General features: G+C 72.4%; 22 protein-coding genes and 1 pseudogene. 19 read left to right on the top strand and 4 right to left on the bottom strand.

All coding sequences use genetic code 11. The features are described 5' to 3' along the window. Positions 1-2: 2 nt before the first annotated feature. From hisH to ACFFXY_RS07215, 5 genes are all read left to right on the top strand, one after another. Complete coding sequence (gene hisH, locus ACFFXY_RS07195) at positions 3-620, top strand: imidazole glycerol phosphate synthase subunit HisH (protein ID WP_382347710.1); 618 nt, start codon at positions 3-5, stop codon at positions 618-620. Further along, complete coding sequence (gene priA / locus ACFFXY_RS07200; protein ID WP_382347713.1) at positions 617-1,345, top strand: bifunctional 1-(5-phosphoribosyl)-5-((5-phosphoribosylamino)methylideneamino)imidazole-4-carboxamide isomerase/phosphoribosylanthranilate isomerase PriA; 729 nt, start codon at positions 617-619, stop codon at positions 1,343-1,345. Before hisH ends, priA begins: the two co-directional genes overlap by 4 nt. A gap of 17 nt (positions 1,346-1,362) precedes the next feature. Further along, positions 1,363-1,764: a Rid family hydrolase gene (locus tag ACFFXY_RS07205; RefSeq protein ID WP_106362250.1), complete on the top strand. Its 402-nt coding sequence runs from the start codon at positions 1,363-1,365 to the stop codon at positions 1,762-1,764. A gap of 215 nt (positions 1,765-1,979) precedes the next feature. Beyond that, positions 1,980-3,707, top strand: a complete 1,728-nt coding sequence (icmA, locus tag ACFFXY_RS07210; RefSeq protein WP_382347716.1) for a coenzyme B12-dependent isobutyryl-CoA mutase large subunit — start codon at positions 1,980-1,982, stop codon at positions 3,705-3,707. A gap of 129 nt (positions 3,708-3,836) precedes the next feature. Then, a complete protein-coding gene (locus tag ACFFXY_RS07215; protein ID WP_382347718.1) occupies positions 3,837-4,640 on the top strand; it encodes a SigB/SigF/SigG family RNA polymerase sigma factor in 804 nt (267 codons plus the stop codon). Positions 4,641-4,691: 51 nt separating this feature from the next. Here the strand turns inward: ACFFXY_RS07215 and ACFFXY_RS07220 are convergent, their stop codons facing one another. Then, positions 4,692-5,258, bottom strand: coding sequence for a hemerythrin domain-containing protein (locus ACFFXY_RS07220; protein ID WP_382347720.1), 567 nt, complete (start codon positions 5,256-5,258; stop codon positions 4,692-4,694). Between the two features lie 157 nt (positions 5,259-5,415). After that, complete coding sequence (locus ACFFXY_RS07225; protein ID WP_382347722.1) at positions 5,416-5,832, bottom strand: CBS domain-containing protein; 417 nt, start codon at positions 5,830-5,832, stop codon at positions 5,416-5,418. A gap of 218 nt (positions 5,833-6,050) precedes the next feature. On the opposite strand from ACFFXY_RS07225, the gene ACFFXY_RS07230 reads away from it, so the two are divergent. The 6 genes from ACFFXY_RS07230 to araA all read left to right on the top strand — a co-directional run bounded on the left by ACFFXY_RS07230 (position 6,051) and on the right by araA (position 11,585). Continuing rightward, positions 6,051-6,383, top strand: coding sequence for a plasmid stabilization protein (locus tag ACFFXY_RS07230; protein ID WP_382347724.1), 333 nt, complete (start codon positions 6,051-6,053; stop codon positions 6,381-6,383). A gap of 5 nt (positions 6,384-6,388) precedes the next feature. Next, positions 6,389-6,799 (top strand): phage holin family protein, encoded by a 411-nt coding sequence (locus tag ACFFXY_RS07235; RefSeq protein WP_382347727.1) that lies wholly within the window; start codon positions 6,389-6,391, stop codon positions 6,797-6,799. Then, a complete protein-coding gene (locus tag ACFFXY_RS07240; protein WP_382347730.1) occupies positions 6,796-7,449 on the top strand; it encodes a hypothetical protein in 654 nt (217 codons plus the stop codon). Before ACFFXY_RS07235 ends, ACFFXY_RS07240 begins: the two co-directional genes overlap by 4 nt. A gap of 288 nt (positions 7,450-7,737) precedes the next feature. Then, a complete protein-coding gene (gene araB / locus ACFFXY_RS07245) occupies positions 7,738-9,402 on the top strand; it encodes a ribulokinase (RefSeq protein ID WP_382347733.1) in 1,665 nt (554 codons plus the stop codon). Continuing rightward, a complete protein-coding gene (locus ACFFXY_RS07250) occupies positions 9,399-10,082 on the top strand; it encodes an L-ribulose-5-phosphate 4-epimerase (protein ID WP_382347736.1) in 684 nt (227 codons plus the stop codon). Before araB ends, ACFFXY_RS07250 begins: the two co-directional genes overlap by 4 nt. A 6-nt stretch (positions 10,083-10,088) precedes the next feature. Then, entirely contained in the window at positions 10,089-11,585 is a 1,497-nt protein-coding gene (araA, locus tag ACFFXY_RS07255) for an L-arabinose isomerase (RefSeq protein WP_382347739.1), read from the top strand. Positions 11,586-11,630: 45 nt separating this feature from the next. Here the strand turns inward: araA and ACFFXY_RS07260 are convergent, their stop codons facing one another. Continuing rightward, on the bottom strand, positions 11,631-11,972 hold the full coding sequence (locus ACFFXY_RS07260) for a hypothetical protein (protein WP_382347742.1): 342 nt from the start codon (positions 11,970-11,972) through the stop codon (positions 11,631-11,633). Between the two features lie 75 nt (positions 11,973-12,047). Here ACFFXY_RS07260 and ACFFXY_RS07265 point away from each other — a divergent pair, with 75 nt between their 5' ends. After that, the gene (locus ACFFXY_RS07265) at positions 12,048-12,503 is read left to right on the top strand and encodes a VOC family protein (RefSeq protein ID WP_382347745.1); all 456 of its coding nucleotides are present in this window, start codon (positions 12,048-12,050) and stop codon (positions 12,501-12,503) included. A gap of 4 nt (positions 12,504-12,507) precedes the next feature. Here ACFFXY_RS07265 and ACFFXY_RS07270 read toward each other — a convergent pair whose 3' ends face one another. Further along, entirely contained in the window at positions 12,508-13,674 is a 1,167-nt protein-coding gene (locus ACFFXY_RS07270) for an ROK family transcriptional regulator (RefSeq protein ID WP_382347747.1), read from the bottom strand. Between the two features lie 121 nt (positions 13,675-13,795). Here ACFFXY_RS07270 and ACFFXY_RS07275 point away from each other — a divergent pair, with 121 nt between their 5' ends. From ACFFXY_RS07275 to ACFFXY_RS07305, 7 genes and pseudogenes are all read left to right on the top strand, one after another. Further along, positions 13,796-15,022, top strand: a complete 1,227-nt coding sequence (locus tag ACFFXY_RS07275; RefSeq protein ID WP_382347750.1) for an MFS transporter — start codon at positions 13,796-13,798, stop codon at positions 15,020-15,022. 177 nt (positions 15,023-15,199) lie between these two features. Continuing rightward, complete coding sequence (locus tag ACFFXY_RS07280) at positions 15,200-15,787, top strand: TMEM165/GDT1 family protein (protein ID WP_382347753.1); 588 nt, start codon at positions 15,200-15,202, stop codon at positions 15,785-15,787. A 10-nt stretch (positions 15,788-15,797) separates the two neighbouring features. Next, positions 15,798-16,262 carry a ribonuclease HI gene (gene rnhA, locus ACFFXY_RS07285; RefSeq protein ID WP_382347756.1) on the top strand — a complete coding sequence of 155 codons (465 nt, stop codon included), beginning with the start codon at positions 15,798-15,800 and terminating at the stop codon, positions 16,260-16,262. Positions 16,263-16,342: 80 nt separating this feature from the next. After that, the gene (locus ACFFXY_RS07290) at positions 16,343-17,212 is read left to right on the top strand and encodes a co-chaperone YbbN (protein ID WP_382347759.1); all 870 of its coding nucleotides are present in this window, start codon (positions 16,343-16,345) and stop codon (positions 17,210-17,212) included. Between the two features lie 150 nt (positions 17,213-17,362). Then, positions 17,363-18,262: pseudogene (locus ACFFXY_RS07295) on the top strand (arginase family protein); the annotation flags it as partial. Between the two features lie 96 nt (positions 18,263-18,358). Continuing rightward, a complete protein-coding gene (locus ACFFXY_RS07300) occupies positions 18,359-20,593 on the top strand; it encodes an ABC transporter substrate-binding protein (RefSeq protein WP_382347765.1) in 2,235 nt (744 codons plus the stop codon). Positions 20,594-20,701: 108 nt separating this feature from the next. Further along, positions 20,702-21,889 carry an RtcB family protein gene (locus ACFFXY_RS07305; protein WP_382347767.1) on the top strand — a complete coding sequence of 396 codons (1,188 nt, stop codon included), beginning with the start codon at positions 20,702-20,704 and terminating at the stop codon, positions 21,887-21,889. Positions 21,890-21,930: the final 41 nt, after the last annotated feature.

Raw genomic sequence — 21,930 nt, forward strand, 5'->3', positions numbered from 1 at the left:
AGGTGACCAAGCCGACGGTGGCCCTGTTCGACTACGGCTCGGGCAACCTCCGCTCCGCGTTCCGCGCCCTGGAGCGCGCCGGAGCGGACGTCACGCTCACCAGCGACCTCGACGCGGCCCGCCGCGCCGACGGCCTCGTCGTCCCCGGCGTCGGGGCCTACGCGGCCTGCATGGAAGGCGTCCTCAAGAGCGGCGTCGACGCCGTGATCCGCGAGCGCGTCGCCGCCGACGCGCCCGTGCTCGGCATCTGCGTCGGCGAGCAGGTCCTGTTCACCGAGGGCATCGAGCACGGCGTGGAGACCGCCGGGGTCGGCGTCCTCGACGGCCGCGTCGAACTCATCGACGCCCCGCGCATCCCGCACATGGGGTGGAACACCGTGCGCGCCGACGCCGGGATGCGCCTGTTCGCCGGGATCGGGCCCGACGAGCGCTTCTACTTCGTGCACTCCTACGCCGCCAAGGCGAGGCCCGCGGGCGCGCTCGTGGCGGTGTGCGAGCACGGCGAGCCGTTCATCGCGGCCGTCGAGCGCGGCGCCCTCGCCGCCACCCAGTTCCACCCCGAGAAGTCCGGCGACGCCGGGTACGCACTGCTGACCAACTGGATTCGAGGACTGTCATGACCGAGCTCCAACTCCTGCCCGCCGTCGACGTGACCGGCGGCAAGGCCGTCCAGCTCGTCCAGGGCGTCGCGGGCTCGGGCAAGCAGTACGGCGACCCGATCGAGGCGGCCCTCGAATGGCAGCGCCAGGGCGCCGAGTGGCTCCACCTCGTGGACCTCGACGCGGCCTTCGGGCGCGGCTCCAACCACGAGCTGCTCGCCGAGGTCGCGGGCCAGGTCGACATGCAGGTCGAGCTGTCGGGCGGCATCCGCGACGACGAGACCCTCAAGCGCGCCTTGGCCTCCGGGGTCCGCCGCGTCAACATCGGCACCGCCGCGCTCGAAGACCCGGAGTGGTGCGACCGGATCTGCGGCGAGTACGGCGACCGCGTCGCCATCGGCCTCGACGTCAAGGGCGGGCGCCTCGCCGCGCGCGGCTGGACCCGCGAGGGCGGCGAGCTGTTCGAGACGCTGGAGCGCCTGGAGCGCGCCGGGTGCGCGCGGTACGTGGTGACCGACGTGAACTCGGACGGGATGCTCTCGGGGCCGAACCTCGACCTGCTGCGCAGCGTCTGCGAGGCCACCGACAAGCCGGTGATCGCCTCGGGCGGGGTGTCGTCCCTGGACGACCTGCGGGCGCTGGCCGGGCTCGTGGACGCGGGCGTGGAGGGCGCGATCGTGGGAACCGCGCTGTACGAGCGTAACTTCACGGTCGCTGAAGCGTTGAACCTGCTGAAGGGTATGTAGCTCAAGGGGAGGCGCGCATGGCACTGGTCGAACGGGTTCCGGAGACCGGGCCGTGGGCGCAGCTCTACGGGTACTCGCGCGCCGTGGCGGTGGGCCCGCTCGTGGTCACGAGCGCGTGCACCGCCGACGTCGAGGCGCGGCCGCACCTGGAGGGCGATCCCGCCGGGCAGGCCCGCGAGGCGTTCCGGACCGCGCTCGACGCGATGGTCCACGCGGGCGCCGGGGTCTCCGACGTCGTGCGCTCCCGCCTCTACGTGACCGACCCGGCCCACGCCGACCCGGTGGGCCGGGTCCACGGCGAGTTCTTCGGCGTCGTCCTCCCCACGGCCACGGTCGTCATCGTGACGGGCCTCTTCCATCCGGGCCAGCTCGTGGCCGTGGAGCTGGAGGCGTTCCGGGCCTGGCGCGACATCGACTAGGCGCGAGGGCAACTCGCGTCACGGAGCGTGTCGGACCCCGCGCGTAGGCTTGAAAACAAGGGGACCCCCGGACGCCCGATTTGCGGAGACACTCCCGGTTGATACGGAATGATTTGGGGAGTTATGCCGCCTGGCGGCTTAACGACCGTTCAGTAGTATTGGCCGTGGGCCCGACCGAAGGCCCGCCGTAGTCTCGCCAAAAGTGAGGTGTCACCGTGGACGCTGAAGAGATCGCCGAAGGCCGCGAGCGCTGGGCCAAGCGCTACGCCCACGCCGCCAAGCGCGATGCCGACTTCACCACCCTCTCGGGTCTGGAGGTCGAGCCCGTCTACGGCCCGCCCGAAGGGGTCGCGGACCCGCGCATGGGCCGCATCGGCTGGCCCGGGGAGTTCCCGTACACCCGCGGCCTCTACCCGACCGGCTACCGCGGCCGCCAGTGGACCATCCGGCAGTTCTCCGGGTTCGGCAACGCCGAGCAGACGAACGAGCGCTACAAGATGCTCCTGGGTGCGGGCGGCGGCGGCCTGTCCGTCGCGTTCGACATGCCCACGCTCATGGGCCGCGACTCCGACGAGCCCGCCTCCCTCGGCGAGGTCGGCCACTGCGGCGTCGCCATCGACTCCACCGCCGACATGGACCGCCTCTTCGACGGCATCGGCCTCGGCGGCGTCACCACCTCCATGACGATCTCCGGCCCGGCCGTGCCGATCTTCTGCATGTACCTCGCCGCGGCCGAGCGCCAGGGGGTGGACCTCTCGACCCTCGACGGCACGCTCCAGACCGACATCCACAAGGAGTACATCGCGCAGAAGGAGTGGCTGTTCCCGCCCGAGCCGCACCTGCGCCTCATCGGCGACCTCATGGCCTACTGCGCCGAGCACATCCCGCGCTACAAGCCGCTGTCCGTCTCCGGGTACCACATCCGCGAGGCCGGATCGACCGCGGCGCAGGAGCTCGCGTTCACCCTCGCCGACGGTTTCTCCTATGTGGAACTCGGCTTGTCGCGCGGCCTCGACGTGGACGTGTTCGCGCCGGGCCTCTCGTTCTTCTTCGACGCGCACATCGACTTCTTCGAGGAGGTCGCCAAGTTCCGCGCCGCCCGCCGCCTCTGGGCCAAGTGGCTGCGCGACGTCTACGGCGCCCGGACCGAACGCGCGCAGTGGCTCCGGTTCCACACCCAGACCGCCGGGGTCTCGCTGACCGCGCAGCAGCCGTACAACAACGTGGTGCGCACCGCCGTCGAGGCGCTCGCGGCCGTCATGGGCGGCACGAACTCCCTGCACACCAACGCACTCGACGAGACGCTCGCGCTCCCCACCGACCAGGCCGCGGAGATCGCGCTGCGCACCCAGGCGGTGCTGCGCGACGAGACGGGCGTGACGAACGTGGCCGACCCGCTCGGCGGCTCCTGGTACGTCGAGGCGCTCACCGACAAGATCGAGGCCGAGGCCGAGGACCTGTTCCTCCAGATCCTCGCCCTCGGCGGCGAGACCGGCGAGAACGCCGCCGACATCGCCCGCGACGCCGAGGGGCGCCACGAGATCGGCCCGGTCACCACCGGCATCCTCCGCGGCATCGAGGAGGGCTGGTTCAACGCCCAGATCGCCGAGTCGGCCTTCACGTACCAGCGCCAGCTCGAAGACGGCACGAAGCACATCGTCGGCGTCACCGAGCTGACCAACACCGTCACCTCCGACCTGGAGATCCTCCGCGTCTCCGGCGAGGTCGAGCACGGCCAGAACGCGCTCCTGGCCGAGCGCCGCGCGGGCCGCGACAATGCCGCGGTCGAGCGGGCCCTCGCCGAGATCGTCACGGCCGCAAGGGGAACCGCGAACCTCATCGAGCCGATCCTGAACGCCGCCCGCGTGGAGGCCACGCTCGGGGAGATCTGCGGGGCGCTGCGCGAGGAGTGGGGCGAGTACCGCGAGAACGCCGCCATCTGAGCTGATCTGCGCAAAGTTCACCTCGCGGCGTTGATCTCGCGCCCGCGGTGGTGTAACAATGGGGTGTCAAGTACCTATATGGGGCAACATGCTTCAAACCGATGTCCATTAGGGCAGGAGGGCGATCGCATGGGAGACAAGGACACCGGCGGCAGGCGCCGGAGCACGGACGAGTACGGCCATCTGGCGCCGCTCTTCCGGGAGCTGGCGGGGCTCGACGCGGACGATCCGCGGCGGGCCGAGGTCAGGGAGCGGCTCGTGACCGGGCACCTCCCGCTCGCCGAGCACATAGCGCAGCGGTTCTCCGGCAAGGGGATCGCGAAGGACGACCTGGTGCAGACCGCGTCCGTGGGCCTGATCCACGCGGTCGACCGCTTCGACCCCGAGATGGGGACGGACTTCCTGTCGTACGCGGTGCCGACCGTGATGGGCGAGGTCAGGAGGCACTTCCGCGACACGAGCTGGCCCATGCGGGTCCCGCGGCGGCTCCAGGAGCTGCGGATCGCGGTGAACCGGGCGGGCGCGGAGCTGTCGCAGCGGCTCGGCCGGCCGCCGACCGACGCCGAGGCGGCCGAGCACCTCGGCATCACCGAGGCGCAGGTCCAGCAGGGCTACGAGGCCCGGCAGGCGTACCGGGCGGTCTCACTCGACGAGGCGCCGTTCGCCGACGAGGACGCGCCGCGCCTGGGCGACACCGTGGGCGGCGAGGACGCCGCGCTCGGCCTGGTCGAGGACCACGAGCCGCTGGTGCCGCTCATCCAGGAGCTGCCCCAGCGCGAGCAGAGGATCCTGGCGCTGCGGTACTTCGGCGACATGACGCAGACCCAGATCGCCGAGGAGGTGGGGATCTCGCAGATGCACGTCTCGCGGCTCCTGCACCGCACCCTCGGGGAGCTCCGCGAGGGCCTTGAGCAGGCGCCCGGACCGGAGTAGGGCGGAAGCGGCGGACCGGGGCGGCGGGGGGACCCGCCGCCCCGTCCCCGCTCACACGTCCCGGTGCTCCAAGACGTCCCGGATGTGGTCCACCAGGCCCACGCCGGGCCCGACGACGAGGTTCGCGGGCGTCGAGTCCGGGGCGTGCGGGTGCGGCCGGGTGGGCGCGAACTCCTTGGCCGCGAGCATCTTGAACCCGAGGTCCTGGCGCTCCTCGTCGTCGCAGGCCGCGGCGAGCCGGGGGAGGAGGTCGGCCTCCTCCTCGATGATGTGCGCCCTGACCCCGGCGACGAGGCGCTCCAGGAGCGGCTCGAAGTCGAAGTCCGCGGGCCCGCGCTCGTCCAGGGCCTTCATGACCATCTCGGCCTCGCCGTAGACGGCCAGCTCGTGCTCGACGACGTCCTTGCCGTCGTCGAGGCGCTTCCTGATGACCGGGTGCGCGAACTGCTCCTGGACCACGGCGTGGCGGACCAGGTTCGCGATGAGGTGGTCGACGAGGGCCTTGCGGCCCACCGGTTCCGAAGCGGTGGCCTCCAGTTCGGCGAAGGCCGCCTCGAACGCGCGGTGGTCGTCCTCGACCACGCGGATGAGATCGGTGTCCTGTTCTGTCCGGGGCATCGCTGCCTCCTCAGGGTGTCGGGGGTACTGGGTCGGGGGCACTGGGTCGGGGGCACTTGGTCTTCCGGGGGTACTGCGATTCCGTCGTGGGGGCGGGAGGGCCGCCGGGAGCTCCGGCGGCGGCCCTCCCCGGGCCGTCCGCTCCTGACGACCGCGGTCAGGAGCGGATCGACTCCACGAGGCCGCCGGTGACGGATTCCGGCATGCCGTGGGAGAGGTCCGCGAGCGCGATGATCCCCACGAGCCGCCCCTGGTCGATGACGGGGATGCGGTGGATCTGGTGCTCCTTCATCTTCGCGATGGTGATGTCGATGTCCTCGTTCGCGTCGGCGAGGATGAGGTGGCCCTGCGGGAGCCGGTCGACGGTGTACGTCTCGGCGTCCTCACCGGCGGCCATGACGTTCATGACCAGGTCGCGGTCGGTGACCATGCCCTTGATCTTCTCGTCGTCGGCGCCGCAGATCGGCAGCGCGCCGACGTTCAGCTCCATCATCAGGCGCGCCGCGTCGGCCGCGGTCTGGTCGCTCTTGACGCAGGTGCATCCGGTGTGCATGAGTTCGCGTGCGGTTGCCATGTGGCCCATCTCCTTCATCGGGACCGCCCGAGTAGTGAATGTTCCTCGATTTTCTCCGGAACCCCGCCGCCCCGGGCGAGAAGCGCCGAATCCGCCGACGCCGGTCCCGATCCCCGGCTACCCGGCGTCCCGCCCGCGAAACCGCGTGTTTCACCGCCGCGGCGCCGGGAACCCCGAGGGGGACGGAACGGCCGCGATCCTTCTGGAGGTGGAAGGCCATGCCGCAGCAGCAGTGGACCGACAAGGAAGAGCGCAAGTACCGGCACATCCGCGACTCGGCGGAGGAGCGGGGCGAGAGCGAGGACCGGGCCGAGGAGATCGCCGCCCGCACGGTCAACAAGGGCCGCGCCCGCGAGGGCAAGACCAAGACGGCGAGCCGGACCTCGGTCGAGGACATGTCCTCGTCCAAGCGCGGCGGCCAGCGCTCGCATTCGGGGCCGAAGGGCCGCACGAAGGAGCAGCTGTACGAGGAGGCCCGCCGCAAGAACGTCAAGGGCCGCTCGAAGATGAACAAGGCCCAGCTCAAACGGGCCGTGGACCGCAAGGGGTGACGGCCATGGACGTCCGCGACCACTGGGACGCGCACGACCGGTCCGTCGGGCAGCTCGTGGGCGACCTGGCCTCCGACGTGACGCACCTGGCGCACCTCGAAGCGCAGCTCGCGGCCCGCGAGGTCGCCGAGAAGGCCAAGAGCGGGGCGCGCGGCGGCGGCATGTTCGCCGCGGCGGGCGTGCTCGCGCTGTACGCCGGGGCCGCGCTGCTGCTCGCCGCGGGCATCGCGCTGGCGCTGGTGTGGCCCGCGTGGCTGGCCGCGCTCGCCGTCGGGCTCGTGCTGCTCGCGGCCGCGGGCGTCGCCGCGCTCATGGGCCGCTCGGCCCTGAAGCGCGCGATCCCGCCGATCCCCCAGGACACCATCGAACGCGCCCGGGTGGACGCCCGGGCCTTGCAGGGAAGGATGCACCGATGACCCGCACGAACACCCACCCCGCCGACATGCCTCCCGGCACGGGGCTCGCGCCGCCCTCCTCGACCGGCATGCCGTACCAGCCGGACGTCGAGGTCGTGCGCCGCGACGAGGCCGCCGAGCACGAGCACCGGCACGACTGGGCCGAGCCCGACGAGGGCAACGCCGAGCCCCGGGAGCCGCGGAGCGAGCCGCAGTCCACGGTCGAGGAGCTCATGCGCGAGGCCGACCACGCCCGCGACCGCATCAACGACGCCGTCGCCGAGCTGCGCGACCGCCTGGGCCTGGCGCCCGACGCCGAGCACGCGCACGGCCCGTTCGCGCCGGTCCGCCGCCACCCGTTCACGGTGGCCGTCGCCGCCGCGGGCGCCGTCACGGCCACGGTCGTCACCGTCGCCGTGACCCGCGGGCACCGCCGCTCGGAGTCGCGGTCGGCGCGCGACAGCGCCCGCCTGGCCGCCGCGAGCGCCGGGCTGGCCGCGAAGCACGGCGGCGCCGCCGTCAAGCTCGCCGCCGGGGACGCGGTGAAGGCGACCAGGCGCGGCCGGAAGTCCGGCCGCAAGCAGTTCGACCGCGCCGTGTCCGCGGTCGGCTCCGCGGCGGGGCGCATCCGCCCGCGCCGCTCGAAGCTGCGCCGCATGGTCGGCCGCTGAGCCCCCGAGACCGCGCCGGCGGACCGACGGGTCCGCCGGTGCGGCGTGTCCGGGTCAGGGAGCTGCGTCACAGCGGGCCCGCGCGGGCCCGCCGTGACGGGGCGGCATGTCCGCTTTCGGGGCCGGAACGCCTGACCGCCACTGGTACCGAACGTGCGAATGCGTTAGGTTGTGGGAGATCCACCCGGGTGAAAGCGTCCTCACGCGCGCGCCGGGGCGGTTCGCACGCGCGCGGGGGACTCCGTGCATGTGAACGGTCACTTCTGAACGAGCCCAAGGAGGCTGCAAATGACTGGCAGCGACAACGGTGCCGTTGCTATCGGGATCGACTTCGGCACGCTCTCGGGCCGCGCCGTCGTCGCGTCGGTAGCCGACGGGCGCGAACTCGCCAGCGCCGAGCACGTCTACGAGCACGGCGCGATCGAGGAGGCCCTGCCCGGCTCCGGCGTCCGCCTGCCGCGCAGCTGGGCCCTCCAGTCGCCCCAGGACTGGGTCGACGTCCTCAAGAACGCCGTCCCGGCCGCGCTGGCCGCCGCGGGCGTGAGCGCCGACCAGGTGATCGGTGTCGCGACGGACTTCACGGCGTGCACGATCCTGCCGACGACCGCCGACGGGACGCCGCTGTGCGAGCTCGACGAGTACCGGGACCGCCCGCACGCGTGGCCGAAGCTGTGGAAGCACCACGCGGCGCAGGGCCAGGCCGACCGCATCAACGCGGTGGCGGCCGAGCGCGGCGAGTCGTGGCTGCCGCGGTACGGCGGGAAGATCTCCTCGGAGTGGGCCTACGCGAAGGGCCTCCAGCTCCTTGAGGAGGACCCGGAGCTGTACGCGCGCGCCGACCGCTGGATCGAGGCCGCCGACTGGATCATCTGGCAGCTGTGCGGCGAGGAGACCCGCAACTCGTGCACGGCCGGGTACAAGGGCATCGTGCAGGACGGGGAGCGCCCCTCCCGCGAGTACCTCGCGGCCCTGAACCCGGGGTTCGCGGACTTCAACGCGAAGATGGAGCACCCGCTGTCGGCGCTGGGCGACAAGGCCGGGGAGCTGACGGCGCAGGCCGCCGAGTGGACGGGCCTGAACGCGGGCACCGTGATCGCCGTCGGCAACGTCGACGCGCACGTCACGGCCGCTTCGGCGAAGGCCGTGGGTCCGGGCCAGATGGTCGCGATCATGGGCACGAGCACCTGCCACGTCGTCAACGGCGAGGAGCTGAAGGAGGCCCAGGGGATGTGCGGCGTCGTGCGCGACGGCATCACCAAGGGCCTGTGGGGCTACGAGGCCGGCCAGTCCGGTGTCGGCGACATCTTCGCGTGGTTCACCAAGAACGGCGTCCCGGCCTCCTACACCGAGGCCGCCGCCGAGCGCGGCATCTCGATCCACGAGTACCTGACGGAGCTGGCCGCCGACCAGCCGGTGGGCGCGCACGGCCTGGTGGCGCTGGACTGGCACTCGGGGAACCGCTCGGTCCTGGTCGACCACGCCCTGCACGGCGCGGTCCTGGGCCTGGGGCTCCAGACCAGGCCAGAGGAGATCTACCGGGCGCTGGTGGAGGCCACGGCGTTCGGGACGCGCATGATCGTGGAGACGCTCGTCAAGGCGGGCGTGCCGATCGACGAGTTCGTGGCCGCGGGCGGGCTGCTGAAGAACAAGTGGCTCATGCAGACCTACGCTGACGTGCTGCGCATGCCGATCACGGTCCTCACCTCGGAGCAGGGCCCGGCGCTCGGTTCGGCGATCCACGCGGCCGTGGCCGCGGGCGCCTACCCGGACATCCACGCCGCGTCGGCGGCGATGGGCAAGGTCGAGCGGAACGCGTACGTCCCCGACCAGGCCCGCGCGGACGCGTACGACCGCCTGTACGCGGTCTACGAGGAGCTGCACGACCACTTCGGGCGCGGCGGCTCGCGCGCGCTGCACACGCTGAACGAGATCGCCGTGGAGGCAGGCAAATGACGTACCGTTCGACCCCTGAAGTGCGGGAGATGAAGGAGCGCGTGTGCGCGCTCCACGCGGAGCTGCTGCGCTGGGGCCTGGTGACGTGGACGAGCGGGAACGTCTCGGGCCGCGTCCCGGGCACCGACGTCATCGTCATCAAGCCGAGCGGGGTCTCCTACGACGACCTGACCCCGGAGCTGATGGTCGTGACCGACCTCGACGGGAAGGTCCTCGAAGGGGACCTGTCGCCGTCCTCGGACGCGGAGAGCCACAACGAGGTCTACCGGCGGATGCCCGAGACCGGCGGCGTGGTCCACACGCACAGCCCGTACGCGACGGCGTGGGCCGCGCGCGCCGAGCCGATCCCGTGCGTGCTCACGGCGATGGCCGACGAGTTCGGCGGGGAGATCCCGCTGGGCCCGTTCGCGCTCATCGGCTCCGACGCGATCGGCAAGGGCATCGTGGAGACGCTGCGCGGGCACCGCTCCCCGGCGGTGATCATGCAGAACCACGGCGTGTTCACCATCGGCAAGGACCCGAAGTCGGCCGTGAAGGCCGCCGTGATGACCGAGGACGTCGCCCGCACGGTCCACATCTCGCGCCAGCTCGGCGAGCCGGTGCCGATCCCGCAGGCGGACGTCGACTCGCTGTACGACCGCTACCAGAACGTCTACGGCCAGGCCCCGAAGGAGCAGTAGGAAGCAATGGGAACAAAAGAACTGTGGTTCGTCACCGGCAGCCAGCACCTGTACGGGCCGGAGGCGATCGAGCAGGTCGCGCAGAACTCCGCCGACATCGTGGCGGGCCTGGACGGGGCCGACGCGATCCCCGTGAAGGTGGTCGCGAAGCCGGTCCTGACCACGCCCGAGGAGATCCGGCGGGTCCTGCTGGAGGCGAACTCGTCGGACGAGTGCATCGGCGTGATCGCCTGGATGCACACGTTCTCGCCCTCGAAGATGTGGATCGCGGGGCTCGGCGCGCTCCAGAAGCCGCTGCTGCACCTGCACACGCAGCACAACCGCGACCTGCCGTGGGCCGACATCGACATGGACTTCATGAACCTGAACCAGGCCGCCCACGGCGACCGCGAGTTCGGGTACATGCTCACGCGCCTGCGCCACCGCCGCAAGACCGTCGTGGGCCACTGGGGCGACCCGCAGGTCCAGGAGCGCGTCGGCAACTGGGCCCGCGCGGCCCTGGGCTGGAACGAGGTCCAGAACCTCAAGCTGGTGCGCTTCGGCGACAACATGCGGTACGTGGGCGTCACCGAGGGCGACAAGACCGAGGCGCAGATCCGCCTGGGCGTCGAGGTGAACACGTACGGCGTGAACGAGCTCGCCGAGCGCGTCGCGACCATCGAGGACAAGGCCGTCGACGAGCTGGCCGCGGTCTACGAGGCCGACTACGACGTGGTCCCGGAGCTGCGCGCGGGCGGCGCGCGCCACGAGTCGCTGCGCGACGCGGCCCGCATCGAGCTGGGCCTGCGCTCGGTCCTCGAAGAGCACGGCGCGAAGGCGTTCACGGACACCTTCGAGGACCTGGGGACGCTCAAGCAGCTCCCGGGCATCGCGGTGCAGCGCCTCATGGCCGACGGCTACGGCTTCGGCGGCGAGGGCGACTGGAAGACCGCGGTCCTGGTGCGGCTCATGAAGGTCATGGCGACGGGCCTGCCCGGCGGCACCTCCTTCATGGAGGACTACACGTACAACCTGGGCGCGGAGTCCCCGCAGATCCTCGGCGCGCACATGCTCGAAGTGTGCCCCACGATCGCCTCTGAGAAGCCGACCGCGGAGATCCACCCGCTCGGCATCGGCGGCAAGGAGGACCCGGTCCGCCTGGTCTTCACCGCCCCGCCCGGCCCGGCCCTCATGGTCGGCCTGCTCGACCTCGGCACTAGGCTGCGCCTGGTCGCCAACGAGGTCGACGCGGTCGAGCCCGACGAGGACCTCCCGAACCTGCCGGTCGCGCGCGCCGTGTGGGTGCCCCGCCCCGACCTCCAGACCTCCGCGGAGGCCTGGCTGACGGCGGGCGGCCCGCACCACACGTCGTTCACGCAGGCGTTCGGCCGCGAGGTCATGGAGGACTTCGCCGAGATCTCGGGCGTCGAGCTCGTGACCATCGACGGCGACACCAACGCCCGCGAGTTCAAGCAGGAGCTGCGCTGGAACCAGGTGTACCACCACCTTGAGGGCGGCATCTAGACCCTTTGAGGGACTTGCGTCGAGGGCGGGCCCGCGGGCCCGCCCTCACATCGTCTCGGGGCGCCTGCCGTGCAGCGCGGTGTAGGCCGACCTGATCTCCTCGGCCACGTCCTCGCCGCCGCGCAGGCGCACGAGCAGCGGCACCAGCCAGTGCAGCTCGGCCGCCTCGAACTCCTCGGAGAACATCGGGTTCAGCTCGTCCCCGAGGAGCACGTTGCCGATCGGGACCACGCCGCCCGCGTTCACTGCGTGCGGGCCGATCGAGAAGGACACGAGCGAGTCCTTCCCGGCCGGGTGCACGCCCACCTCGACGGGGTGCGGCCAGCGGCCGGACCCGGTCCGGGCGACCACGATGAACCGGGGCGGGGGCTTGCGCTGCTTCGCCATGCGTCGAGCATGACCGACGGGTCCGACACTCGCGCACCGGGCGTCCTGTCGCACCCCTCTGGCACCCTCGGGGGCATGGACACGAGATTTCAACTGACCGTCGACTGCGCCGACCCGCAGCGGATGGTGGCGTTCTGGGCCCCGGCCCTCGACTACGTGCCCGAGCCGCCGCCGGAGGGCCACGCGACCTGGCGCGCCTACTGGCAGTCGCTCGGGGTGCCCCCCGAGGAGCTGCCGCCGGGCGCGGGCGACCTCCCCGAGTCGATCGTCGACCCCACGGGGCGCGGGCCGCGCATATGGTTCCAGGCGGTCCCGGAGGCGAAGACGATCAAGAACCGGTTCCACCTCGACCTCAAGCCCGGCGGCGGGCGCGGCGTCCCCCGGGACGAGCGCATCGAGCGCGTCGATGCCGTCGTGGAGCAGGTGGTCGCCGCCGGTGCGACGGTGCTGCGCGTCAACGACGACCCCGACTCGGGGCATTACGCCGTGGCCCTGCTCGACCCGGAGGGCAACGAGTTCGACGTGGTCTGACGTTTCAGGCCCGCTGGAGCCGCTCGCGGACCCGGTCGGGGTCGAGGATCGCGTCCCACGCGATCTCGGCCGCGCCCGTGAGCGGGCCCGCCGCCCCCACGGTCCCGGCGAGGAGGCGCGGCGGCTCGTCCCTGCGGAACGCCATGAGGCCCTCGGTGCAGTGCTCCTCGATGACGTCGCGGCGCAGCCGGATCAGGTCCACGCCGAGCCCCGAGAGGCTGATCGCCTCCGGGTCGAGCGCGTTCGCGAGCGCCCCGAGGCCCCGCCCGAGCGCCGCCGCGTTCGCCTCGACCGCCTCCGCCGCCTCGGCGTCGCCGTCCTCGGCCCGCCGCAGGATCTCGCGGGCCAGCTCCCGGCCCGCGCCGTGGCCCGGTTCGCCGCCGAAGCGGCGCACGAGCGCGTTGGCGCCCACGTCGAGGCTCCAGCACCCGCGCACGCCGCACATGCATTCGAGGGGCGACCCGGTCAGCGGCATGTGCCCGAACTCGCCCGCGACGTTGTGGGCGCCGCGCTGGGCGTCGCCGCCGAGCAGCAGCGTCCCGCCGATGTCGAAGTCGATGTGGAAGTGCATCGCGGTCCCCTTGCCGCGCAGCGCCCCCCGCCGCGCCTCCGCGAGCCCGGCCAGCCGCGCGTCGTTGTCGATCACCGTGACCGGCCAGTCGTCGCCGACGAGCGCGCCGAGGTCCACCTCGTCCCAGCCCAGGTGCGAGATGTGGAGCCGGCGCCCGTCCCGGATGGGCCCGGAGGTGGCGAAGCCGAGCACCGCGAGCCGGTCGCTCTCGTGGCGCGCCACGGCCGCCCGGATGTCGGCGAACGCCCGCGGGGTCCGGTCGTGCTCGCCCCCTTCGAGTTCGGTGATCGCGCCGCCGAGCTCCACGGACGCGAGCGTCCAGGTGTCCTCCCGGAAGTCCACCGCGAACGCCAGGGGCCCTTGCGGATGGGGGACGAGCAGGGTCGTGGGCCGCCCGCGCCCGCCCGCCGCGGCGGGGACCTCGTGGAGGAGCCGCGCGGCCTCCAGCTCGCCGACGAGCGCGGCGGCGGTGTTGCGGCCGATGCCCAGCAGCCGCGCGGCCTCGGCCCGCGTGAACGGCGCGGCCGCGTCGTGGACGGCGCGCAGGAGGCGGACCTGGTTGCGGGTCCGGAGGTCGGCGCTCGTCATCGTCTGCGGCATACGGGGATTATGCCAGCCGCCGCATTTTTGTGCCCGGCGAGAACAAAACCGTTGACGGCCCGCCCCGCGACCTGTTATGTTCTCATCGAGAACAAAAACTCGACCCGGAACCAGGACCCCCATGTCTGACCCGCTCGCGCTCCGCCGCGCCCGCCTCGGCCTCCACGGCGCCTTCGCCGTCTCCGGCCTCGTCATGGGCGCCTGGGCCGCGTCCCTCCCCGGCATCGACGCCCGCCTCGGCCTCGGCGAAGCCCGCCTCGGCACCGCGCTCCTGCTCATCCAGCTCACCGGCCTCGCGTCCATGGCCCTCGCCGGGCGCATCGCCGACCGGATCACCTCCCGCCGCCTCCTGCTGTGGACCGCCCCCGCCACGCAGCTCGTCCTCATCGCCCCCGCGCTCGCCCCCGACTACGCGACCCTCCTCGCCGCCGCGGCCCTCTACGGCGTCGGCGTCGGCTTCATCGAAGTGGGCATCAACGCCCACTCCGTCGAACTCGAACAGCGCTTCGGACGCCCGATCATCTCCGCGTTCCACGGCCTCTGGAGCCTCGGCAGCGCCGCCGCCGGCGCCCTCACCTCCCTCGGCCTCGTCCTCGGCTTCGGCAACCAGGCCATCCTCGTCGCCGTCGCCGTCAGCGCCGCCGCCCTCATGGCGGCCACCACCCGTCCGCTGCTGCCGCCACCGGGTCAAGACAACCCCGCGCCCGGCGGCAGCAGCGGCGCCCCCGCGCCCGCCGCGAAGATCGGCGCCGTCCTCCTCGCCGCCCTCTTCCTCCTCGGCCTCGGCGGCCACCTCGTCGAATCCGGCGCCATCGACTGGGCGAACCTCCACGCCGCCAACGTCCTCCGCGCCGACGACGCCCTCGCGCCCCTCTCCTACACCGTCTTCGCCGTCGCCATGACCGTCTTCCGCCTCCTCGGCGACCCCGTGCGCGCCCGCCTCGGCCCCGGCCGCACCCTCCTGTGGGCCGGCGCCCTCGCCGCCGCCGGATACGCGATGGTCCTCGCCTCCGGCGCCGCGGGCGGCCTCGCGCTCGCCTGGACCGGCTGGGTCCTCGCCGGGACCGGCATCGCCGTCATGGTCCCCGTCCTCTTCAGCGCCATCGGCCAGGCCGGAGGCACGCCCTCCAACGTCGCCCTCATCTCCATGTCCGGCTCCGCGGGCCTCCTCGTCGGCCCCGCCGCCATCGGCTTCCTCTCCGAAGGCACCAGCCTCACCACCGGGCTCCTCGTCCCCGCCGCCCTCGCCGCGTTCATCGCCGTCGGCGGGCCGGCCACCATGCGCCGCCTCGCGCGGCGAACACCACACCCCGCGCCCGTCGCGGCCGGAACCGGCGCTCACGTATGATTGCCAGCGCAGAAGGGGAGTAGCTCCCAACGCTGCGGTCGACACACTGGCGCCCCCGGGCTCCCGGCCGCACGGCCTCACTTCTGAGGCGAGCGAGACCTTCGACCAAGGCCGTACGGCCGGGTCGAGGTCCTGTCTACCCTCCTCCCGGCGTGAACACTGGGAGGATCACCCTCAATGGAAGCTCTGCTCATCGCCGCAGGCGTCGCGTTCGGCGCCATCTTCGTCGGCGAGCTCGGCGACAAGAGCCAGCTCATGGCCCTCACGTTCGCCACGAAATACCGGCTCCGCACCGTCGTCCTCGGACTCGTCATCGCCATCGGCGCCCTCATCGGCCTCTCCGTCGGCGTCGGCGCCGCCGTCGGCAACCTCCTGCCCACCGACTGGATCCGCCTCGCCGCCGCCGTCATGTTCATCGGCTTCGGCCTCTGGGGCCTGCGCAGAGGCCAGGACGAGGACGACGAGGACGGCCCCGTCAAGGAGCGCCGCTCCGGCCTCCTCACCGTCATCACCGCCATGTTCCTCGCCGAGTTCGGCGACAAGACCATGATCATCGCCATGGGCCTGGGCTCCAGTTACAACGGCTGGGGCGTGTGGGTCGGCGGCACCCTCGGCATGCTCGCCGCCGACCTCCTCGCCGTGTTCGCGGGCGCCTGGGTCGCCAAGCGCATCCCCGAGAAGGTCGTCCGCTACGTCTCCTCCGGACTGTTCCTCGTCATCGGCGTGCTGCTGGGCGTCGAGGCCGCCACCGCGCTTGCGGGCTAAGCTGGCGGTCATGCCGAAAACGGACGAGAACGAGGACACCGCCGTCATCTACACCGACGGCGCCTGCGCGGGCAACCCCGGCCCCGGCGGCTGGGGCGTGTACTTCAAATGGGGCGACCACGAGAAGGAGCTGTACGGCTCCGACAAGGCCACCACCAACAACCGCATGGAGCTCATGGCCGCCATCCAGGCCCTGGAAAGCCTCAAGCGGCCCATGCCCGTCGTGCTCTACACCGACTCGTCCTACGTCCGCAACGGCATCCTGACCTGGATGAACGGCTGGAAGCGCAACGGCTGGGTCAACGCCAAGAAGGAACCGGTGAAGAACGCCGACCTGTGGCGGCGCCTCGACGAGGCCGCCTCACGCCACGAGGTCGACTGGCGCTGGGTCAAGGGCCACTCCGGCGACCCCGGCAACGAGCGCGCCGACAAGCTCGCCGTCCAGGGCCGCGACGAGGCCGCCGGGCGCCGCTGAGGCCCCGCCCCGCGCCGCCCGGCCCACACCTTCCCCGGCCCTGACCGCCGGTCCCCGATGAGAATGGAACAATCACCGTCATGAGCGACCAGGTACCGTCACGATTCTCCGGAGGCGTCGACCTCAGCACCCTCGCCGCCGCCGCGCAGGCGCAGCAGCAGAGCGCCTCCTACGGCGCGCCCGCGGGCGCCGTCCTCGACGTCACCGACGCCACGGTCCAGACCGACGTCCTCGAACGCTCCCTCGACGCGCTCGTCGTCGTCGCGTTCTGGGCCGACCAGGTCCCCGAGAGCCTCCAGGTCCGCGACGCCCTCCAGGTCCTCGCGGGCGAGGCCGCCGGCGCCTGGGTCTACGCCCGCGCCGACGTCCTGGAGAACCAGCAGCTCGCCGCCGCCCTCCAGCTCCAGGCCCTCCCCGCGGTCGTCGCCCTCGCGCAGGGCCGCCCCCTCGACCTCCTCCAGGGCCCCCAGACCGAGCAGGGCCTGCGCCAGTGGATCGGGCGCGTCACCCAGGCCGCCGGACTCGACGTCCCCCGGCCCGTGGACCCCGAGCTCGCCCGCGCCGAGGCCCTCCTCACCGAAGGCGACCTCGACGGCGCCGAGGCCGTCTACGACAAGTACCTCAAGAACCACCCCGCGTCCGACGAGGCCGAGGCCGGGATCGCGCAGGTGCGGATGATCCGCCGCGTCGGGGCCCTCCCCGACGACGCCGTCGCCCTCGCCGACGCCGACCCCGACAACATCGACCTCGCGCTGGCCGCCGCCGACCTCCAGCTCCTCTCCGGGCAGGCCGCGGCCGCCTACGAGCGGCTGATCGCGTTGGTGGCCAAGAACTTCGGCGACGACCGCGAGCGCGTGCGCAAGCGCCTCGTGGAGCTGTTCACCGTCGCGGGCTCCGACGACCCGGCGGTCGCCAAGGCCCGCCGCAAACTCAGCGCCGTCCTCTTCTAGACGACCGAACCCGAACGGCCCCAAGCATTCCCGGACCTCCGCGGCACCCGCACGCCGCGGAGGTCCGGCCGTTCGGAGGAGGTAGATCACCTGGTGCCGAGCCGTTCCCTGTGCCAAGCTAGCGGAACAGCGTAAAGGTGGGAGGTGACAGTGCCGGCGACTCGGACGAGACGCGTGGCCGTCCTCGACGCGCCCTCGAACCTCGGCCTCCGCCCGCCCACCCAGCACACCGTCCCCGGCTGCGCCAAAGCCCCCGGGGCCCTGCGCGACCACCGGCTCCTCGCCCGCCTCAACGCGGTCGACGCCGGATGCCTCACCCCGCCGCGCTTCGACGCCTCCGCGTGGCGACCCGGCGACGGCGTCGGCCAGGCCAAGGCCATCGCCGAGTACACCCGCCGCCTCGCCGACCGGGTCGAGCGCCTCTGGCAGGAGCGCCGCTTCCCCCTCGTCCTCGGCGGCGACTGCTCGATCCTCCTCGGCCCGGCCCTCGCGGCCCGCCGCCGCACCGAGCGCGACCGCAAGCCCCGCGGCCTCGTCTTCATCGACGCCCACTCCGACTTCCGCCACCCCGGGAACTCCCAGTACGTCGGCGCCGCCGCCGCCGAGGAGCTCGCGCTCGCCACCGGCCGCGGCCAGCCCGACCTCACCGACATCGGCGGCCTGCGCCCCTACGTCGACACCGACCACCTCGTCATGCTCGGCCTGCGCTCCGACGACCCCCACCGCGTCGAGCTCGAAGCCACCGGGATCTCGCTGCGCACCGTCCCGGCCCTGCGCGCGGGCGGCGTCGGCCGCAGCGCCGAGTGGGCCCTGGACGCGGTCGGGGACGTCGCCACGTTCTGGCTCCACGTCGACGTCGACGTCATCGACCCCTCGATCCTGCCCGCCGTCGACGGCCCCGCCCCCGGCGGCATCTCCCTCGGCGAGCTCGGCCAGATCCTCACCACCTGCGCCGCCGACGACCGGTGCTCAGGGCTCGACCTCACCGTCTTCGACCCCGACTACGACCCCGACGGCGAGTACGCGAAGTCCCTGGCCGACCTCCTCGTGGAGTGCCTCCAGTAGCGCGGCCGATCTCGCCGAACCGCTGAACCGCGGCCCCGATTCCGGTAGAGCTGGTTGGGAGCACCCGGAGGAGGAGCGCACATGGCACGGACGCCGCGCAGACGCTGGACCCTCGTCGCGGCCGCTGCCGCCGCCCTGGCCGCGCTGGCGGTCCTCGCGGTCGTCCTCGTCGCCCGCGCCTCCGCGCCCGAGCCTGTGTACGTCGCCGTCGCCGGGGACCTCGGCGGCGCCGACGTCGCCGAGATCGAGACCGACCTCCTCCCGGGCGTGCAGCTCGCCGCCGACCGCCTCAACGCGGCGGGCGGGATCGGCGGCCGCACCGTCGAGATCCTCGCCTACGACGACGGCGGCGACCCGCTCAAGGCCAAGGACAACGCCGAGGCCATCGTCGCGGACGGCCGCGCCGTCGCCGTCATCGGCCACACCACGACCGACCCGTCCATCGCCGCGTCCCCGGTCTACGCCGCGGCGGGCCTCCCCGCGATCAGCCCGTCCGCCACCGGCGACGACCTCACGGCGAACCGGCCCTGGTACTTCCAGGGCATCTTCGACAACACGCAGCAGGGCGCGTTCCTGGCCGCGTACGTGGACGCCGTCCTCGGGCTCGACCGCGCCACCGTCGTCCACGGCGACGACCGGTACGGCACCGACATCCACGAGGGCTTCACCTCCGCGTTCGGCGGCACCGAGCAGGAGTTCGCGATCGACCTCGCCGGGGACGCCGCCGCCGCGGTCGACGACGCCGCCGCCGCCGCGATCGCGGCCGACCCGGACCGCGGCGCGATCGTCCTGGGCCTGCGCTCGGACCTCGCCGGGCGCCTCATCCCCGCGCTGCGCGCCGCGGGCGTCACCGAGCCGGTCATCGGCGGCGACAAGCTCTCCTCGGAGGTGTTCACCGCCGAGATCCACGAAGCGCTCGTCGCGGACGGCGTCGGCGAGGCCGCGCTCGCCGCCCCGATCTACGCGACCGCGCCGGTCCTCACCGACTCGCTGACCGGCGAGTCCCTGCGGTTCCTGCTCGCGTTCGTGCGCGAGCACGGCTACGTCCCGGACTGGCCCGCGCTCACCGGCGGCGACGCGCTCGCGCTCATCGCCGACGGCCTCGAAGGCGCGAGCCTCGACCCGGCCGACCGCGCGGCCGACCGGGAGCTGCTGCGCGACGCGTGGGCCGCCACCGACTCGCCCGAGACCGCCGCGGAGGGCCTGACGGGGCCCCTGTACTTCGACGACCGGACGCTGGTGCGCCCGGTGCGCATGGGGATGTTCAGCGGCACCCGGCCCGTCTCGGCCCCGGTGCAGCTCGTCCCGTACACGCCGGCCTCCGGGCAGGACGCGGGCGCCGAGCTCGCCGACGGGACCGCCGTCGAGTTCGAGCAGGAGGTCCTCGTCCCCTCCCAGATCGTCAGCACCGGCGTCAACATCAACGAGATCCGCGACCTGGACACGCAGGCCGGGACGTTCTCCGCGGACATGTTCATCTGGTTCAACTACACCGGCGGCGACGACGTGCTCGACGTGTGGTTCCCCAACTCCGCGGACAAGAGCCTCTCGCTCGGGGACCCCTTGGAGGCCAAGCAGGTCGGCGACACGAAGTACCGCCTCTTCCACGTCGAGGGGACCTTCAAGGCCGACCTGGAGTTCCGCCGCTTCCCCTTCGACGTGCAGCACCTGCCGATCGTGCTCCAGAACCGCACCCTGCCCGACTGCAGCGTCGTCTACGCCCTCGACGCGGCCGTGCGCGCCCAGACCCAGGCCGAGCGCCTCGCGAGCGCGGGCGACGCCACCTCGACGATCGACAGCATCCCGAACTGGCGCGTCGACCAGGCGCTGTTCACCGCCGAGACCGTCGGCACCACCGCGAACATGGGCGACCCGAGCGCCGACGCCGCGGGCGGGCTCTACTACAGCCAGTTCGTGACCGACCTCCAGGTGCGGCGCGACGTCGGCGGCTTCCTGGTCAAGAACCTGCTCCCGCTCGGGCTGCTCGTGATGGCCACGTACGTGTCGCTGTTCCTCGGCTACGACGCCGTGACCTCGCGAGTCTCCATGGCGATCACCGGCATCCTCTCCAGCGCCGTCATGCTCAACTCCGTGACCGGCGTCCTCCCCGCGATCTCCTACACCGTCGCCATCGAGTGGCTCTACTACCTCTTCATCCTCATCTGCGTCGGTCTCCTCGTCATCGACCTCGTCGGCTCCTCCTGGGCCGCGCACGGCCGCAAACGCCGCCTCAAATGGCTCACCGTCGGCTCCCGAATCGCCTACCCCGCGGTCGTCCTGGGCGCGGCCCTGACCTACTGGCTCGTCTTCGCCTGACGCCGCGCCGATTAAATGCGTTGATCATTCGCACTCGCGCATAGGACCATTGACCACGCAACGCGCGCAATGTTGTCCACAGTGTCCCTCCGAGAGGAGCCCTTCCCCATGTCCTTCACCGAACTCCAGTCCAAAGCGGCTCCGATCCGCCTGTGGGGCGACGTCGACTCCGTCGAGCCCCAGGCGAAGTCGCAGCTGTACAACATCGCGAAGCTCCCGTGGGTCCACGGCGTCGCGGTCATGCCCGACGTCCACTACGGCATCGGCGCCACCGTCGGCTCCGTCATCGCCATGCGCGGCGCGGTCTCCCCGGCCGCCGTCGGCGTCGACATCGGCTGCGGCATGACCGCCCAGCGGACCTCGCTCACCGCCGACGACCTGCCCGACGACCTCGGGCACCTGCGGTCGAAGATCGAGGCCGCGATCCCGGTCGGCCAGGCCATGCACAAGAGCTCCGTGGACGTCGGCCACCTCAAGACCGGCCTGCACGGCTGGCACGAGTTCTGGTCCGGCTTCGACGACCTCGCCAAGTCCCCGGCCCGCCGGGCCGAGGCCAAGGCCGCCAAGCAGCTCGGCACGCTCGGCGGCGGGAACCATTTCATCGAGGTATGCCTATCTGACGATGGACAGGTCTGGCTGATGCTCCACTCCGGCTCCCGCTACATCGGCAACGCCCTCGCCCAGCACCACATCGAGAAGGCGAAGGGCCTGCCGCACAACACGGACCTGCCCGACCCGGACCTCGCGGTGTTCATCGCCGACACGCCCCAGATGGAGGAGTACCGGCGCGACCTGTTCTGGGCGCAGGACTACGCCCGCCGCAACCGGGCCGTCATGATGGCCCTGCTGCGCCAGGTCGTCAAGAAGAAGTTCCCGAAGGCCCGCTTCGACCCCGAGATCTCCGTCCACCACAACTACGTCGCCGAGGAGGTTCACTACGGCGAGAACCTCCTGGTCACCCGCAAGGGCGCCATCCGGGCCGGGTTCGGGGACATGGGGATCATCCCCGGTTCGATGGGCGCTTCGAGCTTCATCGTCCGCGGCCTCGGCAAGGGCGAGGCCTACGAGTCCGCGTCCCACGGCGCGGGCCGCAGGATGAGCCGCAACGCCGCCCGCAAGCGCTTCACCGCCGAAGACCTCATCGCCCAGACCGAAGGCGTCGAATGCCGCAAGGACCCCGGCGTCATCGACGAGATCCCCGCCGCCTACAAGAACATCGACGACGTCATCGCCGCCCAATCCGACCTCGTCGAAGTAACCGCCCGCCTCCGCCAAGTCGTCTGCGTCAAGGGCTGACCCCCACTGAAAGGGCCGGACACGCCTCGCGCGTCCGGCCC

This window comes from Glycomyces mayteni (assembly GCF_042428885.1).
Taxonomy (GTDB): domain Bacteria; phylum Actinomycetota; class Actinomycetes; order Mycobacteriales; family Micromonosporaceae; genus Glycomyces; species Glycomyces mayteni.

Excerpts from the sequence above, each read along its gene's own strand:
- priA (WP_382347713.1), top strand. The coding sequence starts at position 617 with ATGACCGAGCTCCAACTCCTGCCCGCCGTCGACGTGACCGGCGGCAAG.
- ACFFXY_RS07205 (WP_106362250.1), top strand. The coding sequence starts at position 1,363 with ATGGCACTGGTCGAACGGGTTCCGGAGACCGGGCCGTGGGCGCAGCTC.
- ACFFXY_RS07215 (WP_382347718.1), top strand. The coding sequence starts at position 3,837 with ATGGGAGACAAGGACACCGGCGGCAGGCGCCGGAGCACGGACGAGTAC.
- ACFFXY_RS07220 (WP_382347720.1), bottom strand. The coding sequence starts at position 5,258 with ATGCCCCGGACAGAACAGGACACCGATCTCATCCGCGTGGTCGAGGAC.
- ACFFXY_RS07225 (WP_382347722.1), bottom strand. The coding sequence starts at position 5,832 with ATGGCAACCGCACGCGAACTCATGCACACCGGATGCACCTGCGTCAAG.
- ACFFXY_RS07230 (WP_382347724.1), top strand. The coding sequence starts at position 6,051 with ATGCCGCAGCAGCAGTGGACCGACAAGGAAGAGCGCAAGTACCGGCAC.
- ACFFXY_RS07235 (WP_382347727.1), top strand. The coding sequence starts at position 6,389 with ATGGACGTCCGCGACCACTGGGACGCGCACGACCGGTCCGTCGGGCAG.
- ACFFXY_RS07240 (WP_382347730.1), top strand. The coding sequence starts at position 6,796 with ATGACCCGCACGAACACCCACCCCGCCGACATGCCTCCCGGCACGGGG.
- araB (WP_382347733.1), top strand. The coding sequence starts at position 7,738 with ATGACTGGCAGCGACAACGGTGCCGTTGCTATCGGGATCGACTTCGGC.
- ACFFXY_RS07250 (WP_382347736.1), top strand. The coding sequence starts at position 9,399 with ATGACGTACCGTTCGACCCCTGAAGTGCGGGAGATGAAGGAGCGCGTG.
- araA (WP_382347739.1), top strand. The coding sequence starts at position 10,089 with ATGGGAACAAAAGAACTGTGGTTCGTCACCGGCAGCCAGCACCTGTAC.
- ACFFXY_RS07260 (WP_382347742.1), bottom strand. The coding sequence starts at position 11,972 with ATGGCGAAGCAGCGCAAGCCCCCGCCCCGGTTCATCGTGGTCGCCCGG.
- ACFFXY_RS07265 (WP_382347745.1), top strand. The coding sequence starts at position 12,048 with ATGGACACGAGATTTCAACTGACCGTCGACTGCGCCGACCCGCAGCGG.
- ACFFXY_RS07270 (WP_382347747.1), bottom strand. The coding sequence starts at position 13,674 with ATGCCGCAGACGATGACGAGCGCCGACCTCCGGACCCGCAACCAGGTC.
- ACFFXY_RS07275 (WP_382347750.1), top strand. The coding sequence starts at position 13,796 with ATGTCTGACCCGCTCGCGCTCCGCCGCGCCCGCCTCGGCCTCCACGGC.
- ACFFXY_RS07280 (WP_382347753.1), top strand. The coding sequence starts at position 15,200 with ATGGAAGCTCTGCTCATCGCCGCAGGCGTCGCGTTCGGCGCCATCTTC.
- rnhA (WP_382347756.1), top strand. The coding sequence starts at position 15,798 with ATGCCGAAAACGGACGAGAACGAGGACACCGCCGTCATCTACACCGAC.
- ACFFXY_RS07290 (WP_382347759.1), top strand. The coding sequence starts at position 16,343 with ATGAGCGACCAGGTACCGTCACGATTCTCCGGAGGCGTCGACCTCAGC.
- ACFFXY_RS07300 (WP_382347765.1), top strand. The coding sequence starts at position 18,359 with ATGGCACGGACGCCGCGCAGACGCTGGACCCTCGTCGCGGCCGCTGCC.
- ACFFXY_RS07305 (WP_382347767.1), top strand. The coding sequence starts at position 20,702 with ATGTCCTTCACCGAACTCCAGTCCAAAGCGGCTCCGATCCGCCTGTGG.